The following is a 21,278-nucleotide window of genomic DNA, read 5'->3' on the forward strand; positions in this document are numbered from 1 at the left end:
AGTAAGGCGGAATACTGGCCGCCTTACACCCCTAATCGGCCCCTACACCAATTCCCGCACGCCCTCCGGCGGCTCGTCGTACTTGCGCCGCATATGGAAAAGGTCCATGAGGAGCCCCGCGGAGGTGACTTTCCGCTTTCGCGCCACCTCACCGCCCTCCGCGCCGGCACCGAGCGGCAATGCCCCGGTATCGGCCCACCGCAGCTTTCCGTCGGCGTCGATATAGCTGCGGGTGGCTCCCGCGTTGTCCGGATGCAGGCAGTACGGGATGTCGAGATAGCCGCGGCGGAAGGCGGCGATCAGGGCCTCGCCCACATCGTCGTCGAGCCCGAGCACGGCTTCGATGAGGGCCCGCGCCTCCAGGTATGTAGGCGAGTCCCCCGGTAGGTGTCCGTCGTCGGGCTCCTGGCGGGCGCGGCCCGCCGTCCGTCCGGCGTACTCCAGCGCGTGGATGTTCTCGGCGATGGTGGGAATGCGCCGCGCCTCGGACACCGTCTTCACGATCAGCCGCTCGCTGCCGGTGGCGACGGCCAGTTCCACGGCCTCACCGAGCAGCCGGTGCGCACCTCGGTAGGACTCGGGGAAGACGCCCATGTACGCGTAGACGACCACATGCCAGTTGTCGGTGGGCAGCAGCTCCGCGCTCAGTCTGCGCAGCGCGGCCACCGCTTCCCTGTCCTGCTCCCGGTCGGTCTGCTGCGCATAGCTGAGCGACAGGCTGTGGATGCCGTGCTGCGCGAAGAACAGCGCTTCGAGAACACTGATGGCCACCAGCTGTCCCGGCGGGCACAGCTGCCCCATCATGCAGCCGCCGAAGGTCTCCAGGTGCGGCTCGACGCCCACCTCGCGCAGCCGGGTGTACAGCTCGCAGCACACTCGCCAGTTGCGCACCGACTCGGCGAGCGGGGTACGGCCGTAGGGCAGGCAGTACGAGACGGGGCCGCCCTCGGTCGCGTTCAGCCGCAGCCGCACCAGCGCCCGGAAGATGTCGGCGGGCGTCGCCGAGCCGTGCCGGACCTGGACCGGGAAGCCGCTGTCGCGGACGCCGGACAGCACCCTGCCGGTGGTGGCCGTGGGGTGGCTGACCACCGGGTAGCCGTTGAGGTCGCGGCCGGCCCGCAGCGCCGCCTCCACGGCCCGCAGTTCACCGACGCGGGTGTAGCTGTCGAGGGTGATGGTCCCTACGGTCGTCGCGTCCGCGGCCTTGGTGGCCAGCAGGCCCTGGCGCATCTTCGCCGGGTCGCCGAAGCCCATCCGGGGCTGTACGACGAGCCGGCCGTAGCCGCCCGACTTGCGGACGAATTCCCCGAAGTCGACCGGGTACTGCTGTTCCGGTTCCAGGTGCGCACCGGTCATGCCAGTTCCCGCAGTTCCGCGGCGAAAAGTCCGTTCAACAGGGCGGGGAAGGCCGTATAGGGGTCGGCGCCGTCCTCGAATACCGCGTCGAATCCGGCGGCCGTCAGTTCCCGTGCGTACGAGGAACCTTCGCTGCCCGTGGTGCCGAGCTTTCCGCCGATGACCGCTGGGGTGCGGGCGGTTTCCGCGGATTCCCGCAGAAGTTTGATGACGCGCATCCCGTCCTGGCAGCCGTGGCCGTTCACGCTGCTGAAGACGATCAGGTCGGGGCGGATCTCGGCACACCGGGAGACCACCACGTCGTCCGGTACACACGGACCGAGATTCACCACGTCGTATCCGAGTTCTTCGATGAGCAGCTGCAGCAGGACCAGATTCCAGGTGTGGGAGTCGGAGGCCCCCGTGGTGACGACGACGGTCCCCTTCGCCGGGGGGCGGGTGGGCAGCGACGTCATACCGGTGTCCGTATGTGCTCGATCCGGGAGACATGCACGATCTCGTCGCCGCGGACCACTGCCTCGGTCGGCGCGGGCCGGCCGAGGAACATCAACAGGCTGGCGGTGGGCCCGTAGGCACCGGCGTTGGGGATGGTCAGCACGTCCCCTTCGGCGGCTTCGGGCACCTCGACCTCGCGGCCCAGGATGTCGCCGGGCGTGCACAGCGGGCCGGCCAGACTCGCCTTCTCGGTGGCTCGCGCGCCGCCGTCGGTGTCCACGGCGACGGAGACCGGCAGCAGTCTGCCGAGCCCCGACATGCCGCCGAAGGTGTTGATGCCCGCGTCGAGGATGACGAACTTGCGGCCCCGGCTGACCTTCACATTGGTGACTCCGGCGAGCAGCGTGCCGCTGTCGCCGACCAGATAGCGACCGGACTCCACCGCGACCCGGGGCGCGCCCTGCCGCCAGCCCGGGAAGGTGGCGTCCAGCTTCTCCTCCAGCGCCGCGCGCAGTCCGGGGTACTGGGCGCGCGCACCGGCCTGCGCGTACGGGGCGGAGAAGCCGCCGCCGATGTCGAGCAGGCGCAGCGGTACGCCCAGGTCCTCCTGCATCGCGGCGGCCACGTCGATGCTGTGCAGAAACTCCGCGATCAGCGACTCCTCGTCGCGCGCGTTGCTCTGCGAGAACAGATGCAGGCCCGCGACGGTCACCCCCGGCACCTCCCTCAGCTGTGCGGCGATGCCCGCGACGGTCTCGCTGTCGATGCCGAACTGGGTGGGCTTCCCGGTCATCCGGATGCTGGTGCCGGCACCGGCCGTGGAGCTGTTGATGCGCAGCAGGGCCTCAGCTGTCACGCCGTGCGCCCGGGCCGCCGCTCCGATGTGCGTGAGGTCCGAGAGGGATTCGGCGGAGAAGAGCCGCACCCCGTCGGCGATCGCGCGGGCCAGCTCGTCGCGGGTCTTGCCGGGGCCGGTGTAGAGGATGTCGGTCCCCCGGTAGCCCGCTTCCAGTGCGGCGGCCAGCTCGCCGGTCGAGCTGATCTCGGCCTTGCACGCGGGGCCTTCGCCGGTGCGCAGCGCCCGTACGAGCGCCACGTGCGGGTTGGCCTTGAAGGCGTAGTACACCTCGAAGCCTTCGGGCAGCGCGTCGAAGAGGTCCCGGCGGGCGGCATCCACGCGCTCCAGGTCGTACACGTACAACGGCGTGCCGTACTCCGCCGCGAGCTTCTCCAGCAGAGGGGCGTTCGCCGTCACGTGGCATTCTCCTCAAGCAGCTTTGCGAGCGCGTCGCGGGCGTTCTTGCCGTGCGCGGTGAGCGGGAAGTCGGTCAGGACCTTGCAGACGGCGGGGACCTTCGCGGGCTCCAGGCGCTGTGCGAGCTCCTTGAGCACCTCGCGTGCCTCCAGGTCGCTCTGCACGAACAGCGCGAGGTCGTGGCGGTCGCCCGGCGGGAGCACGGCGGCCGCGTGTACGCCGGGGATGTCCATGGCCGCCGCCTCGATCTCGACGGTGGACATCCGGAAACCCTTGCGTTTGAACATGTCGTCGCGGCGGCCCTGGAAGTAGAGGTAGCCGTCCTCGTCGAGGTGTCCGTAGTCGCCGGTGTGCAGCCGGTTGCGGCCGGTGGTCCCGTCGGGGCGGAAGGTGCGCGCGCTGACCTCGGGGTTGCGCCAGTAGCCGGCCATGACGTGCGGGCCCGCCGCCACGATCTCGCCGATCGTGCCCGGGGGCACCGGCCGTCCTTCGTCGTCCAGGATCAGCACCTGCGTGCCGGGCAGTGGCAGCCCGACGGCACCGGGGCGCTCCCGGTCCTCCTCGGGAGGCATGACGGTGATCCGTTTCGCCTCGGTCTGGCCGTACTGACGGACCACCCGCGCGCCCGGGAAGTGCTCGCGCAGGGCGTCGATGGTGGGCTCGGGAAGCGCGGCGCCGGTGTTGGTGAACATCCGCACCGGGGGCCCGGGCTGCCGGTCGCGCCGGCGCAGTGTCACCAGCATGGTGGCGAGCGAGGGCACCAGGGGCACCACGGTCGCCCCGGTCTCCCGCATCCGCCGCAGCATCAGGAGGTCGGACCCGCCGTCGGCGAGGACGATCTCGCAGCCGCTGATGCAGGTCATGAGGACCTTGTAGAGGCCGTAGTCCCAGGACATCGGGAAGCGGCAGAAGACCACGTCGTCGGAGCGGTAGCCGAGTGCCTCGACCAGCATCCGGCTGGCGAAGGTGACCTGGGCGTGCGGGCAGATCACCGCCTTGGGTGTCGCGGTGCTGCCGGAGGTGAAGATGAGGGTCGCGATGTCGTCCGGCCGCACCGCCGCGGACGTGGCGCGCTCGCCGCGCTCCGCGAGCCCACCGACCTCGTTCCAGACCTCCGCCATGTCGTGCACGGGGGCGGTGGTGAGGGACTTCAGGCCCGCCGCGTCCGGCGTGCTGCCGATGACGAGAGCGGGTTCGGCGCTGCCGAGTACGGCACTGAGGTGGTAGGGCCGCATGGTGGGGTTGAGCGGGACGAAGACCGCGCCGCGCCGGGCCGCGCCGTAGAACATGGCCGCCAGCTCTCGGGTGGTCGGCAGCCGGACGACGATGCGGTCACCGCGCCCGATGCCCTGCTTCTCCAGCCAGGCCGCGAAGGCGTGGCTGTGGGCGTCCAGCTGCCGGTACGTCCACTCGCCCGCCTCGTCGCGAATGGCCCGGGCATCCGGTGCGGTGGCCACCGTCTCGTCCAGCAAACCGTGGACGAGTTCGCCGCCGGAAGGTTTCCCGGGTTCTCCGGGTATCGGATACTCAAGGATTCCCAAGGCCGTTCTCCTGCCGTGATGTGTGAATCAGGACCGATTGGGACTGCTGTCACGGTAAGGAGCCGGGACCGGCGGCCCACACCCCTAACTCCCCCTACGGGTCAGTCCTACAAGCCCTGTTTTACGGTCGCCCCCGCGTCGACCTTCAGATGCAGGCCCGTCACATAACGGGACTCGTCGGAAGCCAGATAAACGACCGCGTGCGATACGTCGGACGCGTTGACGAACGGAATACTCATCGACTGAATTCCCGTGAACACCGGGTCGACATCGGCGCGCGTAGGGCTCTCCAGATCGGGCCTGAAGGTGCGGTACACCGCGTCGTTGAGCAGCATGTGCGTGTCCACGTTCGTCGGATGCACGGCGTTCACCCGGGTGCCCACCGGCGCCAGCAGCTGGGAGAGCGTGTTCACATACTCCACCAGGGTGTGCTTGGCGAAGCGGTAGCCGGCAAAGCCGGGGCCCGCGGGCGACACGTCGGCGTGACCGGGCTGCAGACCAGTCATCGAGCCGATGACGATGATGGAGCCGCCCTCGCTGAGGTGCGGAATCGCGGCGTGCACCGTGTTCAGCACGCCCCCGAGATTGATGTCGGCGGTCGCGGTGAACGCCTCGATGGGCCGCTCGGCGCCGATGGGCAGGATGCCCGCGTTGGGCACGACGACGTCCAGTCGGCCCAGTTCCGCGACGCCCTCGTCGATGGCGGCCCGCAGCGCGTCACGGTCGCGGACGTCCGCGACCTTGGTGACGACCCGTCGGCCGGTCTTCTCCACCAGCCGTGCGGTCTCCGCGAGTTCGGCACCGTCCGCCATCGGGTACTCGACGACGGAAATGTCCGCGCAGAGGTCGATGGCGATGATGTCGGCGCCTTCCTCGGCGAGCCGCACGGCATGGCTGCGGCCCTGCCCGCGAGCCGCTCCCGTAATAACGGCAACTTTCCCTGAAACGCGGCCCATCGGCCCTCCTGGAATGAGTTCGCACACGGTCGGGAGCGCACCGCCCCATAACTTTTCTAGCGTCGAAAAGGGCGCGGCGAGCGCTCCGCCCACCCCTAAATGTTTAGGGGCTGGATTGCGCCCGCTCCTCTGCGACGATCACCGGACAGCTCGCCGAAGGGAAGGAGTTGCCATGTCCGAGACCGAAACCGCGACGGCCGGGTCCGAGGAAGCGCCGCTCGCCGACGAGACGTCACTCGTCGAGGAAGAGCTGCTCGTCGAGGAGGTCTCCATCGACGGCATGTGCGGCGTCTACTGAGTCCGCACCCGACCTCCGCCGGACCCGCTCCCGGCCGCATCGAGGAGTCATCGTGTTCCGTCCCGGCCTGCCGTACAGGTGTGCCCCCAGCGTGGCGCTGCGCCCCGAACCCTTCGGAGCGCTGGCGTACGACTTCACCACCCGCCGGCTCAGCTTCCTGAAGAGCCTCGAACTGGTCGAGGTGGTCCGCTCGCTGGAGCACCACACCGACGTGCACGCGGCCCTCGATGCGGCCGCGATACCCACCGAGCGGCACCGGCCCCTGCTGGCGGCGCTCGCCGCGCTCTGTGAAGCAGGCACGATCGAACCCCGCCGGAGTGTCGCGGCATGACGCTCGTCGACCGATTCCAGCAGGGTCTGGCGGCCCCGATCTGCCTGACCTGGGAGCTGACGTACGCCTGCAATCTCTCCTGCGTGCACTGCCTGTCCTCGTCGGGACGCCGCGATCCGCGCGAGCTGTCCACGGCCGAATGCCGGGCAGTGATCGACGAGTTGCAGCGCATGCAGGTCTTCTACGTGAACATCGGCGGCGGCGAGCCGACGGTGCGGCCGGACTTCTGGGAGCTCGTCGACTACGCCACCGAGCACCAGGTCGGCGTGAAGTTCTCCACCAACGGTGTACGGATCACCGAGGACCGGGCCCGCCGGCTGGCGGCGAGCGACTACGTCGACGTACAGGTCTCCCTCGACGGGGCGACCGCCGGGATCAACGACGCGGTGCGCGGGCCGGGTTCGTACGACACTGCCATCACAGCGCTGCGCAGGCTGGCGGCCGCGGGCAAGCGCCAATGCAAGCTGAGCGTGGTGATGACACGTCAGAACATCGGGCAGCTCGATGAGTTCGCCGCCCTGGCCGAGGAGTACGGAGCACAGCTGCGGCTGACCCGGCTGCGGCCCTCCGGGCGGGGCGCCGACGTATGGGACGAGCTGCACCCGACCGCCCAGCAGCAGCGCGAGCTCTACCACTGGCTGGTCGCCCACGGCGAGCACGTCCTGACCGGCGACTCCTTCTTCCACCTCAACGCGCTCGGCCCGACCCCGCTGCCGGGACTGAACCTGTGCGGCGCCGGCCGCGTGGTCTGCCTGATCGACCCCGTCGGTGACGTCTACGCCTGCCCCTTCGCCATCCACGAGCAGTTCCTCGCGGGCAATGTCCGTGCTCCGGGCGGCTTCGCCGGAGTGTGGCGGGACTCGGAGCTCTTCGCCGAGCTGCGCGGCCCGCAGAGCGCGGGCGCCTGCACGCCCTGCGCGGCCTTCGACGCCTGCCGGGGCGGCTGCATGGCCGCGAAGTTCTTCACCGGCCTGCCGCTCGACGGTCCCGATCCGGAGTGCGTACAGGGGCACGGCGAGCGGGCGCTGGCCGGCGTCGCCGCGGGGACGGCTCCCCGGCCCGCCGCCGACCACTCGCACCGGACCGGCCCGCGCAGGCGCGTCGGTGGCGCGGTCCCGGTGAGCATCGGCCGTGCCCCGGAAGGGTTCCACGCACGGGGCGGTGCCGGGCCGGTACCACCGGTGGACCGGGCCTGTGACGCCAGCCCGCTGGCGGGCTTCACGGTCCGGGAGACGGGCGGCACGGGATGAGCGGAACTGCAGCCGGTCCGGCCCGCCTCACCGAGCCCGTGCGGCTGGCCGGACGGACCGCGCCCAGCCGGGTCGTCTTCGGACCGCACGAGACCAACCTGGCGCAGCGGCGGGCGCTCTCGCACCGCCATGTCGCGTACTACGAGCGGCGGGCAGCGGGCGGTGCCGGGCTGATCGTGACCGAGACGGCGAGCGTCCACGCGTCGGACTGGCCGTACGAGCGCGCTCCGTTGGCGGAGGACTGCGCGCCGGGCTGGGCCGCGACGGCCGCCGCCTGCCACGCGCACGGCTCGCTGGTCGTGGCGGGCCTGGGCCACGCCGGCTCCCAGGGCTCCTCCGCCTACTCCCAGTCCGCGCTGTGGGCGCCGTCCCGGGTGCCCGACGTCGCCTCGCGCGAGCTGCCGATGGAACTGGAAGAGCGGGAGATACGGCAGCTCCGCGCGGCGTTCGTCGGCTCGGCCGGGCGGGCCGTGGCAGCGGGCCTGGACGGTGTGGAGCTGGACGCCGGGCCGTACAGCCTGCTGCGCCAGTTCCTCTCCGGCCTCACCAACCACCGCGAGGACCGTTACGGCACCGACCGCGCCCTCCTCGTGCGCGAGATCGTCACCGCCGTACGCGCCGAGATCGGCACCGACCACATCCTGGGCCTCCGGCTCTCCTGCGACGAGCTGGCGCCCTGGGCCGGTATCACACCGGAACACGCGGCCGAGACCGCCGCCGCACTCGCGCCGCATCTCGACTACCTCACCGTGGTACGCGGCTCCGCCATGAACACCGCCGCATACCGGCCCGACCTGCACACCGACCCCGGCTTCAACATGGAGCTCGCACGTACGGTCCGGAAGGCGGTCGCCGGCGCGACCCGCATCGTCCTGCAGGGCTCCATCGTCGACCCGGACCGGGCACAACAGGCGCTGGACTCGGATGCCGCCTGCCTGGTCGAGATGGTGCGCGCCCAGATCGCGGAGCCACGGCTGGTCGCGCTGTGGCGGGCGGGCAGTGGGACCCGCATCCGGCCCTGCGTGCTGTGCAATCAGCAGTGCCAGGTGCGGGACAGCCGGAACCCCGTGGTGAGTTGTGTCGCGGAGCCGCGCAGTGGTCATGAGACGCAGGACCCGCCGACGGAGGGCCACGACGGTACGACCCGTGACGTCCTGGTGGTCGGCGGCGGTCCCGCGGGCCTGGAGGCCGCCCGAGTGCTGGCCGGGCGGGGCCACCGGGTCGAGCTGGCCGAACGCCGCGCCGAGCTCGGCGGTGCGCTGCGCACCGCGGCGGCCACCGGTCCGCGCGCCCGGCTCGGGCGGCTGGTCGACTGGCTGGCGGCGGAGGTGCGCCGACTGGGCGTCACGGTCCGCACCGGGATCGAGATCACTCCCGCGGAGGTGGCCGCGGCCCGTGCGTCCGGCCGCACCGTCCTGTTCGCCACCGGTTCCGTGCCGGGCCCCCGCCCGTACGCCGCGGAAGCGGACAGCACCGTGGTCGATGCCACGGATCTCCTCGCCGACTGGCCCGCCTCGGCGGACCGGCTCGGCGACGGCCCCGTGCTGGTCCACGACCCGGTGGGGGACGCCGTGGGGGTGGGCATCGCGGAGGCGTTGGCCGCCCTGGGCCGCGGCACGGCACTGGTGACACCGGATCAGGTCGCCGGGACCCAGCTGGCCCGCACCGGGGACCTCGCGGACGCCAACCGCCGGTTGCAGCAGGCCGGTACGACCGTGCACAAGCGGTCGGTGCTGCGGCGGGTAACACCCGGGAAGGCGATCGTCGAGCATGTGCTGACGGGTGAGCGGAGCGAGGTGCCCTGCGCCGCGGTCGTGCACTGCGGCCACCGGCTCCCCGACGAAACCCTGCCGGGCGAACCGCGGGCGGGAGACTGCGTCGCGCCGCGCACGGTGCACGAAGCGATTCTGGAGGGACGGCGCACGGCACTGTCCCTCGCGGCGGCCGACGCATCGCCGTACGGCGGCGCCCCCGAGCACCCGCCCGTCGCCGGAGCCGCACGATGACCCAGTACCGGCATCTCTTCTCACCGCTGCGGATCGGCCCCGTGGAGGTCGCCAACCGGGCAGTGTTCTCGGCCCACTTGACCAACTACGCCGAGGACGGCCTGCCGAGCGCACAGCACGCGGCGTACTACGCGGCGCGTGCCGCCGGCGGCACGGGGCTGGTCATCACCGAGGAACACTCCACGCATCCCAGCGACTGGCCGTACGAGAAGCTCATCCACGGATTCCGTCCCGAGGTGGTGCCCGGCTACCGGCGCATCACCGAAGCCGTGCACGCGCACGGTGTGCCGGTGTTCGCGCAGGTCAACCACAACGGCGGCCAGGCATCCAGCATGTACTCCAGGCTTCCGGTGTGGGCGCCCTCGCCCGTGCCCGACCCGCTCTTCCGCGAAGTCCCGAAGGCGGTGACGCCCGCCGAGATCGACGAGATCGTCGCCGGGTACGCCACCGTCGCACAGCACTGCGCCGAAGGCGGCTTCGACGGCGTGGAGCTGCAGTGCTCGCACTCCTCGATCGTGCGCGGCTTCCTCTCCCCCGCCACGAACCTGCGCACCGACGGCTACGGCGGCACCCTGGAGCGCCGCGCCCGACTGCTGCTGCGGGTCATCGACGCGGTACGGGAGGCCATCGGCCCCGGCCTGGCCCTCGGCGTGCGGCTGTGCGGCGACGAGCTGATCGAGGGCGGCATCACCCTCGACGAGGGCGTCGAGACCGCCCGGCTCGTGGAAGCCACCGGCGCGGTCGACTACATCAACACCTCGATCGGCGTGGCGACCTCGACGCTGTACATGATCGAGGCATCGATGGCGGTGCCGCCCGGGTACGGGCTGTTCATTCCCAACGCCATCCGGCGCGCGGTGCGCCTCCCGGTGGTCGGCGTCGGCCGCATCAAGGACCCGGTACAGGCCGAACGCGCCCTGGCCGAGGGCCACTGCGACCTGGTCGGCATGGTTCGCGGCCAGATCGCCGACCCCGAGCTGCTGGCCAAGGCCCGCAGCGGACACAGCGCCCACATCCGCACGTGCATGTCCTGCAACCAGGAGTGCGTGGGCCGCATGGGCCAGAACCGCTGGCTGGGCTGCCTGGAGAATCCGTATGCGGGACGCGAGGCCGAGACACCGCGGCGCGCCACGGCGCTGCCCACCCCGCGCCGCCCCCGCCGCGTCCTCGTCGTCGGCGGCGGTCCGGCCGGGCTGCAGGCCGCGGCCACCGCGGCGCGGCGCGGCCGCCGGGTCACGCTGTACGAGCGCGGCGCGGCCACGGGTGGCCAGGTGAGCATCGCGGCCGGCGCGCCCCACCGCGCGGAGTTCCTGGATGTCGTGCGCAATCTGCTGGCCGAGTGCCGCCGCCTCGGCGTGGAGATCCGTACCGGCACCGAGGCCACCGCGGAACTGCTGCGCGCCGAGTCCCCCGACGCGGTGGTGCTCGCTTGCGGTGCCCGCCCGCAACGTCCGTACTGGGCAGGTGAGTTGGCGCGCGTGGTCGATGTACGGGATGTCCTCGAAGGCCGCGCCGAACCGTCCGGCGAGGTCCTCGTCGTCGACGAACTCGGCTTCCACCAGGCCACCTCCGTCGCCGAACTGCTCGCCGACCGCGGCTGCCGGGTGCGCGTCTGCACCCCCGGCATGGTCGTCGGACAGGACCTCGGCAGCACCCTGGACCTGGAGACGTTCACCGTGCGGGCGCACGCCAAAGGCATCGGCCTGGCCACCGACCGTGTCGTACTCTCCGCGGCGCCCGAGCCGGACGGCGGCGACGGGGTACTGCTCGACGTCCTCACCCACACCACAGGAGAGACGGTGCAAGAACGCTGGGACTGGGTCGTCTGCGCCGTCCATCAAGCGCCCGAGGACGCGTTGTGGCACGCCTTGAAGGACGCGCCGTTCCCCGTGGAGCGGGCCGGCGACTGCCTGACACCGCGCCGCGCACACGCCGCGGTCATCGAGGGCCACCGGGCGGGGGCCGCGCTGTGACCGCCGGCCGACCGGGCATTGTGCTCCCGTCGCTCGCCGTGGTGCAGGTACGCGACGGGGCGGCACCACCGGGCGCGGACGAGGTCGTGGCGGAAGCGGGCGGTGCGGTGCTGCTCGTCGGCGACGGCACCCGGGCGGCGCTGTCCGGGCTGGCACCGGCCCGGCAGGCATGGACGGCCGAATTCCCCGGCGGACTCCGGCCGGGACCGGGGACGACGGCCACCGCGCTCGCCCCGCTGCTGACGGGGGTGCACGCCCTGCTGCTGTCCGCTTCGGCCGACGGCCGCGAGCTGGCGCCCCGGCTCGCCCACGCCCTCGACCGGCCGCTGCTCGCGGGCGCGGTCGAGGTATTGCCGGACGGCGCGCTGGTCTCCCGACGGGAAGGGACGGCGCAGACCCGGCTGACGGCCCGAGGGCCGTTCGTGACCACGTTGGTGGCGGGGGTGCGGGGCATGAACCCGCCCCCGGCCGCCTCCACCGACGGCAGCCCCACCGCACTCGTTCCCACCGCACTCACCCCCGACTGGCCCGCGGACATCCCCGACCCCCGAGTCGTCGAAGTCCTGCAACCCGGCCCTACGGGGGACGACCTCGCCGACGCCCGGCGCATCCTCGGCGCCGGCGGCGGCCTCGGAGACCCCGATTCCGTTGCGCTGCTGCGGAACGTGGCCGGGTCACTGGGTGCGTCCGTCGGGGCGACCCGCGTCGTCACCGACGCCGGCTGGCTGGATCACGAGCGGCAGATCGGCACCACGGGCGTGGCCGTCGACCCGGACGTCTACATCGCCTTCGGCGTGTCCGGCGCAGGACAGCACACCGGTGGCCTCGGCACCCCGCGCCTGATCATCAGCGTCAACACCGACCCGCACTGCCCGATGACGGCCATGGCCGATCTGGGCATCGTCGCGGACGCACCCGCCGTACTCGCCGAACTGTCCGCCCGGCTGGGAGCCGCCGACCGTGAGTGAACCGACGCATAGCGCACAACGCGCCGCCACCGCCCCGGACTTCGACGTCATCGTCGTGGGCGCGGGCCCCGCCGGCAGCGCCGCCGCACTGGAGGCGGCCCGCGCCGGCCGCTCCGTAGCACTGGTGGAGCGCGGTCCCTACCCCGGCGCGAAGAACGTCTACGGCGGCGTGGTCTACGGCCGGGTGCTGGATCAACTGGTGCCCGAGTGGTGGGAGCAGCTGCCCGTCGAGCGTTGGGTGACCCGCCGGTCGACGATGCTCATGACGGGCCATCAGGCGCTCACCGTCGATCTGCGCACCGAGGACTGGGGCCGCCCGCCGTACAACGGTGCCACCGTCCACCGGGCCGCGCTGGACTCCTGGCTCGCTTCCCTCGCCGAGGAGGCGGGCACCGTGCTGGTGCCGTCCACCGTGGTCACCGGCCTGCTGCGCGGGCCGCGCGGCGAGGTCACCGGCGTACGGACCGACCGCCCCGACGGGGAGCTGCGCGCACGGGTGGTGATCGCCTGCGACGGTGTGAACTCCTTCCTCGCCAGGGAGGCCGGGCTCCACCGGGTGCCGGAGAAGGGCGGTGCCCACCTGTCCCTCGGTGTGAAGGAGACCCTCGCCCTGCCCCGCGAGGTCATCGAGCAGCGCTTCCAGCTCACCGGGCGCGACGGCATGGACATCGAAATCCTGGGGTGCACGGGCTCCGTCCCGGGCGGCGGTTTCCTCTACACCAACCTCGACACCGTCTCCGTCGGCGTGGTCCTCGGCCTGCCCGGCCTGGCCCGCTCCGCCGTCCGCCCCGACCGGATACTCGCCGAGCTCAAGGCGCATCCGGCCGTCGCGCCGCTGCTCCGCGGGGCCGAGGTGAAGGAGTACGCCGCCCATCTCCTCCCCGAGGGCGGTTACGACACCATGCCCGAACTCGCCGGCGACGGCATCCTCGTCGCCGGCGACGCCGCCCATATGTGCCTGGCCGCGGGAATCTGGCTGGAGGGGGTCAACTACGCACTGGGCGCCGGCATGTACGCGGGCCGCGCCGCGGCGGCCGCCGTGGCCGCGGGCGACACCTCGCGCCGTGGCCTGGCCGGCTACCGGCGCATGCTGGCGGACTCCTTCGTGCTGGCCGACCACCGCAAGTTGCGCAAGGTGCCGGGCCTGGTCTTCTCCGACCGGGTGCAGCAGGCGTACCCGGGCCTCGCCTGCGATCTCCTCCAGAGCCTGTACCAGGTCGACAACTCGTCCCCCAAGCCCGGCCTGGGCCGCATCCTGCGCCGCACGGCCCGACGGCACGGCGTCGGCCTTCGCCATGCCCTGTCCGACGCATTCACCGCATTGAGGTCTTTCGGATGAGCACCGACCAGCCGCTCCCCTCGTACGACGGAGCATCCTTCGCGGACCGGATGTCCACGGTGGAATTCCGGGTCGCGCAGCGCCCACACATCACCCTCGACGCCGACGCCTGCCGCTCGTGCACCGCACGACCCTGTGTGCACTCCTGCCCGGCCGATCTCTTCGTGCCGACGTCCGACGGCGGGCTCCTCTTCAACTACGAGCAGTGCTTCGAATGCGGCACCTGCCACCAGGTGTGTCCCGTTGAGGGCGCGCTGACCTGGACGTATCCGGACGGCGGCCACGGCGTCGCGTTCCGGCGGGGATGAGGCCGATGACCTGGGCACGGCACTCCCGACCGCTGATCGTGGCGGTTCTCCGGTACGCAGCAGACCTCATGGCCGGCGTGCGCCCCGCCGACCTGTGTGCGTTGGAGCACGCCCTGCGGCTCACCGAGGCGCTCGGCGGACGCTGCGTCGCGGTGGGCGTCGGCCCGCCCGCGATCGAGTCCACGCTGCGGGAGGCACTCGCCGCGGGCGCGGACGCCGCCCTGCGCGTCGACGAGAATTCCCCCGCGAATCTCGAGGACCCCTCGGTGATCGCCCACGGGCTGCACACCGCATTCCGTGTCCTGCCCGCCGGGACGCACGGCACGCCGGACCTCGTCCTGTTCGGCGACCGCTCGCCGGAAGACGGCACGGGCTCCGTACCGGCTTTTCTGGCGGCGCGTCTGCACGCCGCACAGGCCCTCGGCCTCAGCGAACTGACTGCCGTACGCGGCGCGGCCGGAGAGCCCGAAGACGTACGCGAACTGACGGCGATCCGCCGTACCGCGCACGGCGTCCGCGAGCGGCTCGCCATCCCGCTGCCCGCGGTCTGCTCGGTCGAGCCCACAGAGGTACGGCTGCGCCGCGCCGCCCTGCCCGCCCTGCTCGCCTCCCGTACCGCTGCCGTCCCTGCGGTGACCGTACCGGGCGTCCCCGGCCACCGGGTACAGGCCGGTTCCGTACATCCCTACCGGCCACGCCCCCGGCCCCTTCCCCCGCCCACGGCGGCCGACCCGCGCGCCCGGCTGCGCGTCCTGACCGGCGCCGACGCCGGTGCCCGGCGCACCACGGCCCGGATCGTCGCGCCCGAAACCCCGGCCGCGGCCGCCGACGCGCTGCTCGCCGAGCTCCGCGCACACGGCTGCCTGGACGAAGGGACCGCATGACCGGCACCGGCCACGCGCCGCGAGTCGCCCTGGTGACCGGCGCCGCCCGCGGCATCGGTGCCGCCGTGGTCCACCAACTGGCCGCCCAGGGCTGGCGCGTGGTCGCCCTGGACAGCTGTGCCGACGAACCGGGACTCGGCTACCCGCTCGGCAGCGAGGACGAGCTTCACTCCCTGGCCGACTCCTGGCCCGGCACCGTACGTCCCGTCATCGGCGACGTACGCGACCTGGCATCCCTGCGTGCGGCGGTCGACCTGGCCCACGAGGCGTACGGCGGTCTGGACGCGGCCGTCGCGGCCGCGGCCGTCATGGCGGGTGGCAGGCCCCTGTGGGAGACCAGCGACGCGGAGTGGGACGCCCTGTTCGAGACCGGAGTGCGCGGCGTCGCCCATCTGGCGCGCGCCGCGGTCCCCGCGCTGCTGGCCAGGCCCGCACCCCGGTCCGGCCGATTCGTGGCCCTGGCATCGGCCGCCGCCCACCGCGGCCTGTGGCACCTCGCGGCCTACAACGCCGCCAAGGCCGCCGTCGTGGGTCTCGTCCGCGGCCTCGCCACGGACCTACGGGGCACCGGGGTCAACGCCACCGCCGTGTCACCCGGTTCGACCCGCACCCCGATGCTCGACGCGAGCGCGGACCTGTACGGCCTCCCGGGCCCCGAGGAGTTCGCCCGGTACCACCTCACGGACCGCCTGCTGACGCCCGAGGAGGTGGCCGCCGCCGTCTGCTGGCTCTGCGACGAACGGTCCTCCGCGGTCACCGGCACCGTCCTGCACGCCGATGGGGGCTTCACCGCATGACATCCGAGACCGCGCCCGAGCTCCGGCTGCTCCCGGACGCCGCGACCCGCTTTCTCTCCGACGGCCGGCTCCTGCTCGGCGGCTCGCCGTACCGCGTGCTGCGGCTGTCGCACGCGGGCGCCCGGCTGGTCGCGGGCTGGCTGGCAGGGCGGCCGGTCTCCGCGTCCCCCCGCCACCGCCGCCTGGCCGCCCGCCTCCTCCGAGCGGGCTTCGCTCACCCGCAGTACGCCACGGGGCCGTTCACCCACCGGGACGTCACCGCCGTCGTACCGGTCCGCGATCACACCGCGGCGGTACGCCGGCTGCTCCCGCATCTCGACGAACTGGCGGCCACCGTCGTGGTCGACGACGGCTCGCAGGTCCCCTTGCCGGAAGCCACGGTGCGCCATGCGCACCCCAGAGGCCCGGCCGCCGCTCGCAACACCGGGTGGGCCGCGGCCGACACTCCCCTCATCGCCTTCCTCGACGCGGACGTGGAACCGGACCCCGACTGGCTCGGGCCGCTGCTACGGCACTTCGCGGACCCGGACGTACTCGCCGTCGCCCCCCGTGTGCGCAGCGCCCCCGGCCGCACCGTCCTCCAACGGTACGAAACGGCTCGCTCGTCGCTCGACCTCGGCCCGGCGGCGGCCCCGGTCCGCCCGGGCAGCCGCGTCGGCTACGTACCGTCCGCCGCCCTGATCGTGCGTGCCTCCGCGCTGCGCGCGCTCGGCGGATTCGACGAACGCATGCGGTTCGGCGAGGACGTCGACCTCGTCTGGCGGCTGGCAGCCACCGGAGGACAGGTCCGTTACGAGCCCACCGCCACGGTCCGGCACACCCCGCGCGCCCGCTGGCGCGACTGGGCCAAGCAGCGCTTCGACTACGGCACGTCCGCCGCGCCCCTCGCGCTCCGCCACGGACGGGCCGTCGCTCCCGTAAGAGTGTCGGTCTGGAGCGCACTCGCCTGGACGGCACTCGCCGCCGGCCGCCCGCTGCCGGCGCTGCTCATCGCGGGCTCGACCGCCGCACTCCTGCCCCGCAAACTGCGCACGACCGGCGTCCCGGCCGCCGAAGCGCTGCGGCTGGCCGCGCTGGGACATTGGGGCGCGGGCCGCGCGCTGGCCGACGCGGCGACCCGTACGTGGTGGCCGGTGGCCCTCCCCCTCCTGGCCACCGGCAGGACAGGGCGGCTGCTGCTGACGGCGGCATACGGCCGGCATGTGGCGGACTGGCTGCGCACCCGTCCACCGGTGAGCCTGCCGCACTGGGTCGCCGCTCGTGCCATGGACGACTTCGCGTACGGCGCGGGCGTCTGGCGAGGCGCCCTGCGCGCCCGCACCCTCGCCCCTCTCCTGCCCGACCTGGCCGACTGGCCGGGCAACAACGGCATCCTCCGCGACCACGACCAGGGCGGCCCCACACCATGACTTCTCCGACGCCCGCCGCGGAAGACCGCGCGCGGTCCCACCGATCCCACCGCACTCCGGCACCGCTGCGCCTCGACTCCGCCCCATGGCCCGACATCGCCGCCGTCGCCGCGCACAGCCTGCTCGCCGTCCCTCTCGGCTCGACCGAGCAGCACGGACCGCACCTCCCCTTCACGGTCGACACCGACATCGCCGTCGCTCTCTGCGAGCGTCTCGCCGTGTCCCGCCCCGCCGTGGTCCTGGCCCCGCCCCTGCCCTACGGCTCCAGCGGCGAACACGCCGGCTTCCCCGGCACCCTGTCCATTGGCCAAGCCGCGTTGGAAGTACTCCTCGTGGAACTCGTGCGGTCCGCGGACGACTTCGCGGGCGTCGTCCTGGTGTGCGCCCACGGCGGCAACGCCGAACCGCTGCGGCGCGCCACCGAGCAACTGCGCTCCGAGGGCCGCAACGTCCTGTCCTGGTTCCCCACCGGCGACCCCGCCGACAGCCACGCCGGCCACCAGGAGACCTCTGCCGTACTGGCCCTGCGCCCCGGCACCGTACGCAACGACCGCACGGAACCCGGCAACACGCGCCCACTCCCCGCCCTCATGCCCACCCTTCGCCGCTCAGGGCTGCGCGGCGTGACCCCCAACGGTGTACTCGGCGATCCCACTCACGCCTCGGCCCCGGACGGCCACCGCCTTCTCGACACCTGGGCAACGTCCTTGCGGTCCGCGGTGCACGCATGGGCCGACCGCCCCGCCACGGTGAGGTGAACCGTGGCAACCATGGCGCACGTACTACAACACGGCCGCGCGGCCGTAGTCGGGCAGCGCGATGTCCCCGGCCTTGGCGAACTGTGCCGCGAGCAGCTGCCGCATCGGCCAGCGATTCATCGAACGTACCGAGGCGTTCCGCAACCCGATGGCCAGCGCGCTGGAGGGCGCGTACCCCGAGGCTCCGCCGGGCGGCAACTGCTGCGCCTTGCTCACGTAAGGGCGCATGACCCGGTCGTAGTTCGCGAAGGCGACACGGTGGTCACCGTCGGCCGCGCCGAGCTCACCGGCCAGCACATACGCGCCGACCAGGGCCAGGCTGGTCCCCAGGCCGGTGAGCGGCGACGGGCAGTATCCGGCGTCACCCAGGAGCGCCACCCGGCCTTCGGACCACCGGTCGAGGCGGACCTGCCCCATGGAGTCGAAGAAGAAGTCGGGCGCGGTGCGCATCGCCCGCAGCAGACGAGGAACCTCCCAGCCCGCCCGTGCGAACCGCCCGGCAATCAGCTCCTGCTGTTCAGCGACATCACGGCGGTCGTAGGAGAGCTGCTTCGACCGGAAGCTCAGCCCGACCTTGATCTCGCCGGGCAGACGCCCCGGCCGGGCCGAAGCCACAAGGCCACCGGGCGAGTTGTGCATCTGGTACCAGCCGTCGAGGGCGATTTCCTCGCCGGTGGCGGTGAACCACGCGGTGTAGAGATCCAACGGGCGCACATACTGCGACTCCGGCCCGAAGGCCAGCGCGCGCACCACGGAATGCAGTCCGTCCGCACCGACGACCAGCCCGAATCGCCGCGCTGCCGCCTTCTCGAAGGTGACAGTGACCCCGGTGGTGTCCTGCACCAGCCCGGTGACGGTGTCATCGAACAGGTACTCCGTGTCCGGCAGGGTCGCCTCGTACAACAGCCGGCCGAGGTCACCCCGGAGTATCTCGATCTCGGAGACGATCCCTTCGCCGCCGAAGCTGTCCGCCGGCATCCGGGCGGTGGCCCGGCCGGAGGAGTTCACATACGCCAGGCCGCGTTGGTCGACACTCAGCGCCCGCGCCTGTTCCAGGAGTCCCATCCGGGTCATGACGTCACGGCCGGCGCCCCGCAGATCCACAGTCTGGCCGCCCGGCCGGGGGGCGGGTGCTCGCTCGACGACGGTGACGTTGAAACCGGCCTTGCGCAGCCAGTACGCCAGCGCGGGTCCGCCGATGCCGGCACCGGAAATGAGTACATCAGTGTTCCGCATGACGCCGAATGTACGACGTACGCGCACTACCCGCAAGCCCCAAACCCCAAGCTGAACACCGTATTCAACGCTCTAGTGCACTAGTACTCCCCCGCTCCCTCGGGGGCATGTCGGCACCACGGGGAGACATCGCCCCAGCGTGACCGTTACGGTGAGGGGCACCCAGGTGCACTAGTACGGAGGGAATGAGGGAACACGTGAGCCCACAGAACGCGCCGCGCTACGGCCAGATCGCCGATGAGCTCCGGCGGCGCATCGCGGCAGGCGAACTGAGCCCGGGCGACCGCGTGCCTTCGACTCGCGAGATCACCCGTCAGTGGGGCGTCGCCATGGCCACCGCGACCAAGGTGCTCACCGAGCTCCGCCACGAAGGTCTGGTGCGTGCGGTACCGGGCGTCGGCACGGTGGTCGAAACCGCGGGCCGCCAGGGGCGTCCCGCCCAGCCCCTCCCCCCACGTCCGCACACGCCCCCGCCCACCCCGCGCGCGCAACACCCCGACCAGGCATTCACCCTCGAAAGGATCGTCGCCGCGGCCGTGCGCATCGCCGACGCGGAAGGGCTGCCGGCGGTCTCCATGCGCCGAGTCGCCACCGAACTCGGGGGAGCGACCATGTCGCTGTACCGCCATGTGACCGACAAGGACGACCTGCTCATCCAGATGATGGACGCAACGTTCTCGCAGTGGCAGTTCCCCGCCACCCCGCCCGAGGGCTGGCGGGAGCGGCTCTCGCTCGCCGCCCACATGTTGTGGGACATGTTCCGCCGCCACCCGTGGCTCGCACCGGCGCTGTCCGTGACCCGGCCACAGCCGGCCGCCGGCCCCATGCCGTACACGGAGTGGGTACTCGCCACCCTGGAGGGCCAAGGCCTCGACCTCTCCACGGCCTTCACCGCCCACCTCGCGCTGTTCAACCACATCCGCGGCACCGCCGTACACGTCGAGATGGAAGCGGAGGCGGAGGCCGTCAGCGGCCTCAACGACGAGGAGTGGATGGACACTCAGGAACCGGCCCTCCAAGCGATCCTGGCCACCGGCCGCTTCCCCACCCTGGACCGCCTCGCCACAGCCGGCTACGACCTCAACCTCGACGCCCTCTTCGAGTTCGGCCTCCAGCGCTACCTGGACGGCATCGCCACGCTCCTCTCACCACCGACCCCGCTCCGGGAGACGACATGAGCAGCGCCCTCCTCGTGATGGACGTCCAACAGTCCATCGTGGACATAGCCGACGACGGCTCCGGCTACTTACCGCGCCTGCGCAGGGCGATCGACGGCGCCCGGGCAGCGCACATCCCCGTAATCTACGTAGTCATCGCACTACGCCCCGGCTACCCGGAAGTCGGCACCCACAACAGAGCCCTCACCGCCATCACACAGGCCGGCCTCTACGTCGAAGGCACCCCAGGCACCGAAATCCACCCCGAGGTCGCACCCCTGCCGGGCGAGGTGGTAGTCACCAAGCGACGAGCAAGCGCCTTCTCGGGCAGCGACCTCGACGTGGTGCTACGAGCACGCGGCATCGACAACCTCATCCTCACCGGCATCGCCACCAGCGCCGTAGTCCTGTCCACCCTCTGCCAGGCAAACGACCTGGACTTCGCCCTCACCGTCCTCTCCGACGGCTGCCTGGACCCCGACCCGGACCTGCACCGAACCCTCACCGAGCGCCTGTTCCCCCAGTGGGCAAACGTCCTCACCATCGACAACTGGCTCACGACGATCACATCGCCCTGACGGCCGACGCCCCGGCTCGGGGACATCCACGGGCCGCGCAGGTTGCTGCGCGTGCCGGTGGGGCTGGTGGCGTCCCGCCCGCTACTACTTCCGGGTCGCCTGAACGAACTCCTCCTTGGAGATCTGTCCGTCCGAGTTGCGGTCCACCAGGCCGAACGCCTTGCGGATGTCGGACTCGGAGACCCCCTGCCGCTTCCCCGCCACCATCAGTTCCGGCTCGCTGACGGTGCCGGTCCCGTCCGTGTCGATCTGCTGGAAGGTCGGAGGGGCGGCCGCGGAGCCGGCGGCAAAGGCGGATGCACTGGCGCCAAGAACGCCCGCCGCCGTAAGAGCCATCGCGATGACAGCGGTACGAGTCTGCATGGTGTCTCCCCTCGCCCTCCGCCGGACGGCGGCAGGGCAGGATGCGTCGCGGTCACTTCCAACTGCAGGCACTAACCGTA

At 72.2% G+C, this 21,278-nt stretch carries 21 protein-coding genes; 14 read left to right on the forward strand and 7 right to left on the reverse strand.

Going from position 1 to position 21,278, the window contains the following annotated elements; all coding sequences use genetic code 11:
* Positions 1-42 precede the first annotated feature (42 nt).
* From AB0I82_RS06090 to AB0I82_RS06110, 5 genes are all read right to left on the reverse strand, one after another.
* On the reverse strand, positions 43-1,356 hold the full coding sequence (locus AB0I82_RS06090; protein WP_363255861.1) for a methylaspartate mutase: 1,314 nt from the start codon (positions 1,354-1,356) through the stop codon (positions 43-45).
* Complete coding sequence (locus AB0I82_RS06095) at positions 1,353-1,811, reverse strand: cobalamin-dependent protein (RefSeq protein ID WP_363255862.1); 459 nt, start codon at positions 1,809-1,811, stop codon at positions 1,353-1,355. The genes AB0I82_RS06090 and AB0I82_RS06095 overlap by 4 nt, the downstream gene beginning before the upstream one ends.
* The gene (locus AB0I82_RS06100) at positions 1,808-3,046 is read right to left on the reverse strand and encodes a type III PLP-dependent enzyme (RefSeq protein ID WP_363255863.1); all 1,239 of its coding nucleotides are present in this window, start codon (positions 3,044-3,046) and stop codon (positions 1,808-1,810) included. The genes AB0I82_RS06095 and AB0I82_RS06100 overlap by 4 nt, the downstream gene beginning before the upstream one ends.
* On the reverse strand, positions 3,043-4,587 hold the full coding sequence (locus AB0I82_RS06105; protein ID WP_363255864.1) for an AMP-binding protein: 1,545 nt from the start codon (positions 4,585-4,587) through the stop codon (positions 3,043-3,045). The genes AB0I82_RS06100 and AB0I82_RS06105 overlap by 4 nt, the downstream gene beginning before the upstream one ends.
* Positions 4,588-4,694: 107 nt before the next feature.
* On the reverse strand, positions 4,695-5,636 hold the full coding sequence (locus AB0I82_RS06110) for a mycofactocin-coupled SDR family oxidoreductase (RefSeq protein ID WP_363255865.1): 942 nt from the start codon (positions 5,634-5,636) through the stop codon (positions 4,695-4,697).
* A 79-nt stretch (positions 5,637-5,715) separates the two neighbouring features.
* Here AB0I82_RS06110 and mftA point away from each other — a divergent pair, with 79 nt between their 5' ends.
* The 12 genes from mftA to mftE are packed head-to-tail and all read left to right on the forward strand — an operon-like array spanning position 5,716 to position 17,864.
* Positions 5,716-5,841 carry a mycofactocin precursor MftA gene (gene mftA, locus AB0I82_RS06115; RefSeq protein WP_363255866.1) on the forward strand — a complete coding sequence of 42 codons (126 nt, stop codon included), beginning with the start codon at positions 5,716-5,718 and terminating at the stop codon, positions 5,839-5,841.
* Positions 5,842-5,893: 52 nt separating this feature from the next.
* A complete protein-coding gene (gene mftB / locus AB0I82_RS06120) occupies positions 5,894-6,172 on the forward strand; it encodes a mycofactocin biosynthesis chaperone MftB (protein WP_363255867.1) in 279 nt (92 codons plus the stop codon).
* A complete protein-coding gene (mftC, locus tag AB0I82_RS06125; RefSeq protein WP_363255868.1) occupies positions 6,169-7,422 on the forward strand; it encodes a mycofactocin radical SAM maturase in 1,254 nt (417 codons plus the stop codon). The genes mftB and mftC overlap by 4 nt, the downstream gene beginning before the upstream one ends.
* Positions 7,419-9,428, forward strand: a complete 2,010-nt coding sequence (locus AB0I82_RS06130; protein ID WP_363255869.1) for a mycofactocin system FadH/OYE family oxidoreductase 1 — start codon at positions 7,419-7,421, stop codon at positions 9,426-9,428. Before mftC ends, AB0I82_RS06130 begins: the two co-directional genes overlap by 4 nt.
* Positions 9,425-11,401 carry a mycofactocin system FadH/OYE family oxidoreductase 2 gene (locus AB0I82_RS06135; RefSeq protein WP_363255870.1) on the forward strand — a complete coding sequence of 659 codons (1,977 nt, stop codon included), beginning with the start codon at positions 9,425-9,427 and terminating at the stop codon, positions 11,399-11,401. Before AB0I82_RS06130 ends, AB0I82_RS06135 begins: the two co-directional genes overlap by 4 nt.
* Entirely contained in the window at positions 11,398-12,369 is a 972-nt protein-coding gene (locus AB0I82_RS06140) for a mycofactocin-associated electron transfer flavoprotein alpha subunit (RefSeq protein ID WP_363255871.1), read from the forward strand. Before AB0I82_RS06135 ends, AB0I82_RS06140 begins: the two co-directional genes overlap by 4 nt.
* Positions 12,362-13,708 (forward strand): FAD-dependent oxidoreductase, encoded by a 1,347-nt coding sequence (locus AB0I82_RS06145; protein ID WP_363255872.1) that lies wholly within the window; start codon positions 12,362-12,364, stop codon positions 13,706-13,708. The genes AB0I82_RS06140 and AB0I82_RS06145 overlap by 8 nt, the downstream gene beginning before the upstream one ends.
* A complete protein-coding gene (locus AB0I82_RS06150; protein ID WP_363255873.1) occupies positions 13,705-14,016 on the forward strand; it encodes a 4Fe-4S dicluster domain-containing protein in 312 nt (103 codons plus the stop codon). Before AB0I82_RS06145 ends, AB0I82_RS06150 begins: the two co-directional genes overlap by 4 nt.
* A gap of 5 nt (positions 14,017-14,021) precedes the next feature.
* Positions 14,022-14,900 carry a mycofactocin-associated electron transfer flavoprotein beta subunit gene (locus AB0I82_RS06155; protein ID WP_363255874.1) on the forward strand — a complete coding sequence of 293 codons (879 nt, stop codon included), beginning with the start codon at positions 14,022-14,024 and terminating at the stop codon, positions 14,898-14,900.
* Entirely contained in the window at positions 14,897-15,697 is an 801-nt protein-coding gene (locus AB0I82_RS06160) for a mycofactocin-coupled SDR family oxidoreductase (RefSeq protein ID WP_363255875.1), read from the forward strand. The genes AB0I82_RS06155 and AB0I82_RS06160 overlap by 4 nt, the downstream gene beginning before the upstream one ends.
* The gene (mftF, locus tag AB0I82_RS06165) at positions 15,694-17,106 is read left to right on the forward strand and encodes a mycofactocin biosynthesis glycosyltransferase MftF (protein ID WP_363255876.1); all 1,413 of its coding nucleotides are present in this window, start codon (positions 15,694-15,696) and stop codon (positions 17,104-17,106) included. Before AB0I82_RS06160 ends, mftF begins: the two co-directional genes overlap by 4 nt.
* Entirely contained in the window at positions 17,103-17,864 is a 762-nt protein-coding gene (mftE, locus tag AB0I82_RS06170; RefSeq protein ID WP_363255877.1) for a mycofactocin biosynthesis peptidyl-dipeptidase MftE, read from the forward strand. The genes mftF and mftE overlap by 4 nt, the downstream gene beginning before the upstream one ends.
* Positions 17,865-17,888: 24 nt before the next feature.
* On the opposite strand, the gene AB0I82_RS06175 is transcribed toward mftE, so the two are convergent.
* Positions 17,889-19,100 (reverse strand): FAD-dependent monooxygenase, encoded by a 1,212-nt coding sequence (locus tag AB0I82_RS06175; RefSeq protein WP_363255878.1) that lies wholly within the window; start codon positions 19,098-19,100, stop codon positions 17,889-17,891.
* A gap of 197 nt (positions 19,101-19,297) precedes the next feature.
* On the opposite strand from AB0I82_RS06175, the gene AB0I82_RS06180 reads away from it, so the two are divergent.
* On the forward strand, positions 19,298-20,278 hold the full coding sequence (locus AB0I82_RS06180) for a TetR/AcrR family transcriptional regulator C-terminal domain-containing protein (RefSeq protein WP_363255879.1): 981 nt from the start codon (positions 19,298-19,300) through the stop codon (positions 20,276-20,278).
* A complete protein-coding gene (locus AB0I82_RS06185) occupies positions 20,275-20,835 on the forward strand; it encodes a cysteine hydrolase (RefSeq protein ID WP_363255880.1) in 561 nt (186 codons plus the stop codon). The genes AB0I82_RS06180 and AB0I82_RS06185 overlap by 4 nt, the downstream gene beginning before the upstream one ends.
* 84 nt (positions 20,836-20,919) lie before the next feature.
* On the opposite strand, the gene AB0I82_RS06190 is transcribed toward AB0I82_RS06185, so the two are convergent.
* On the reverse strand, positions 20,920-21,198 hold the full coding sequence (locus AB0I82_RS06190) for an EF-hand domain-containing protein (protein ID WP_363255881.1): 279 nt from the start codon (positions 21,196-21,198) through the stop codon (positions 20,920-20,922).
* Positions 21,199-21,278 lie beyond the last annotated feature (80 nt).

It is taken from the genome of Streptomyces sp. NPDC050315, assembly GCF_040655775.1.
Taxonomy (GTDB): domain Bacteria; phylum Actinomycetota; class Actinomycetes; order Streptomycetales; family Streptomycetaceae; genus Streptomyces.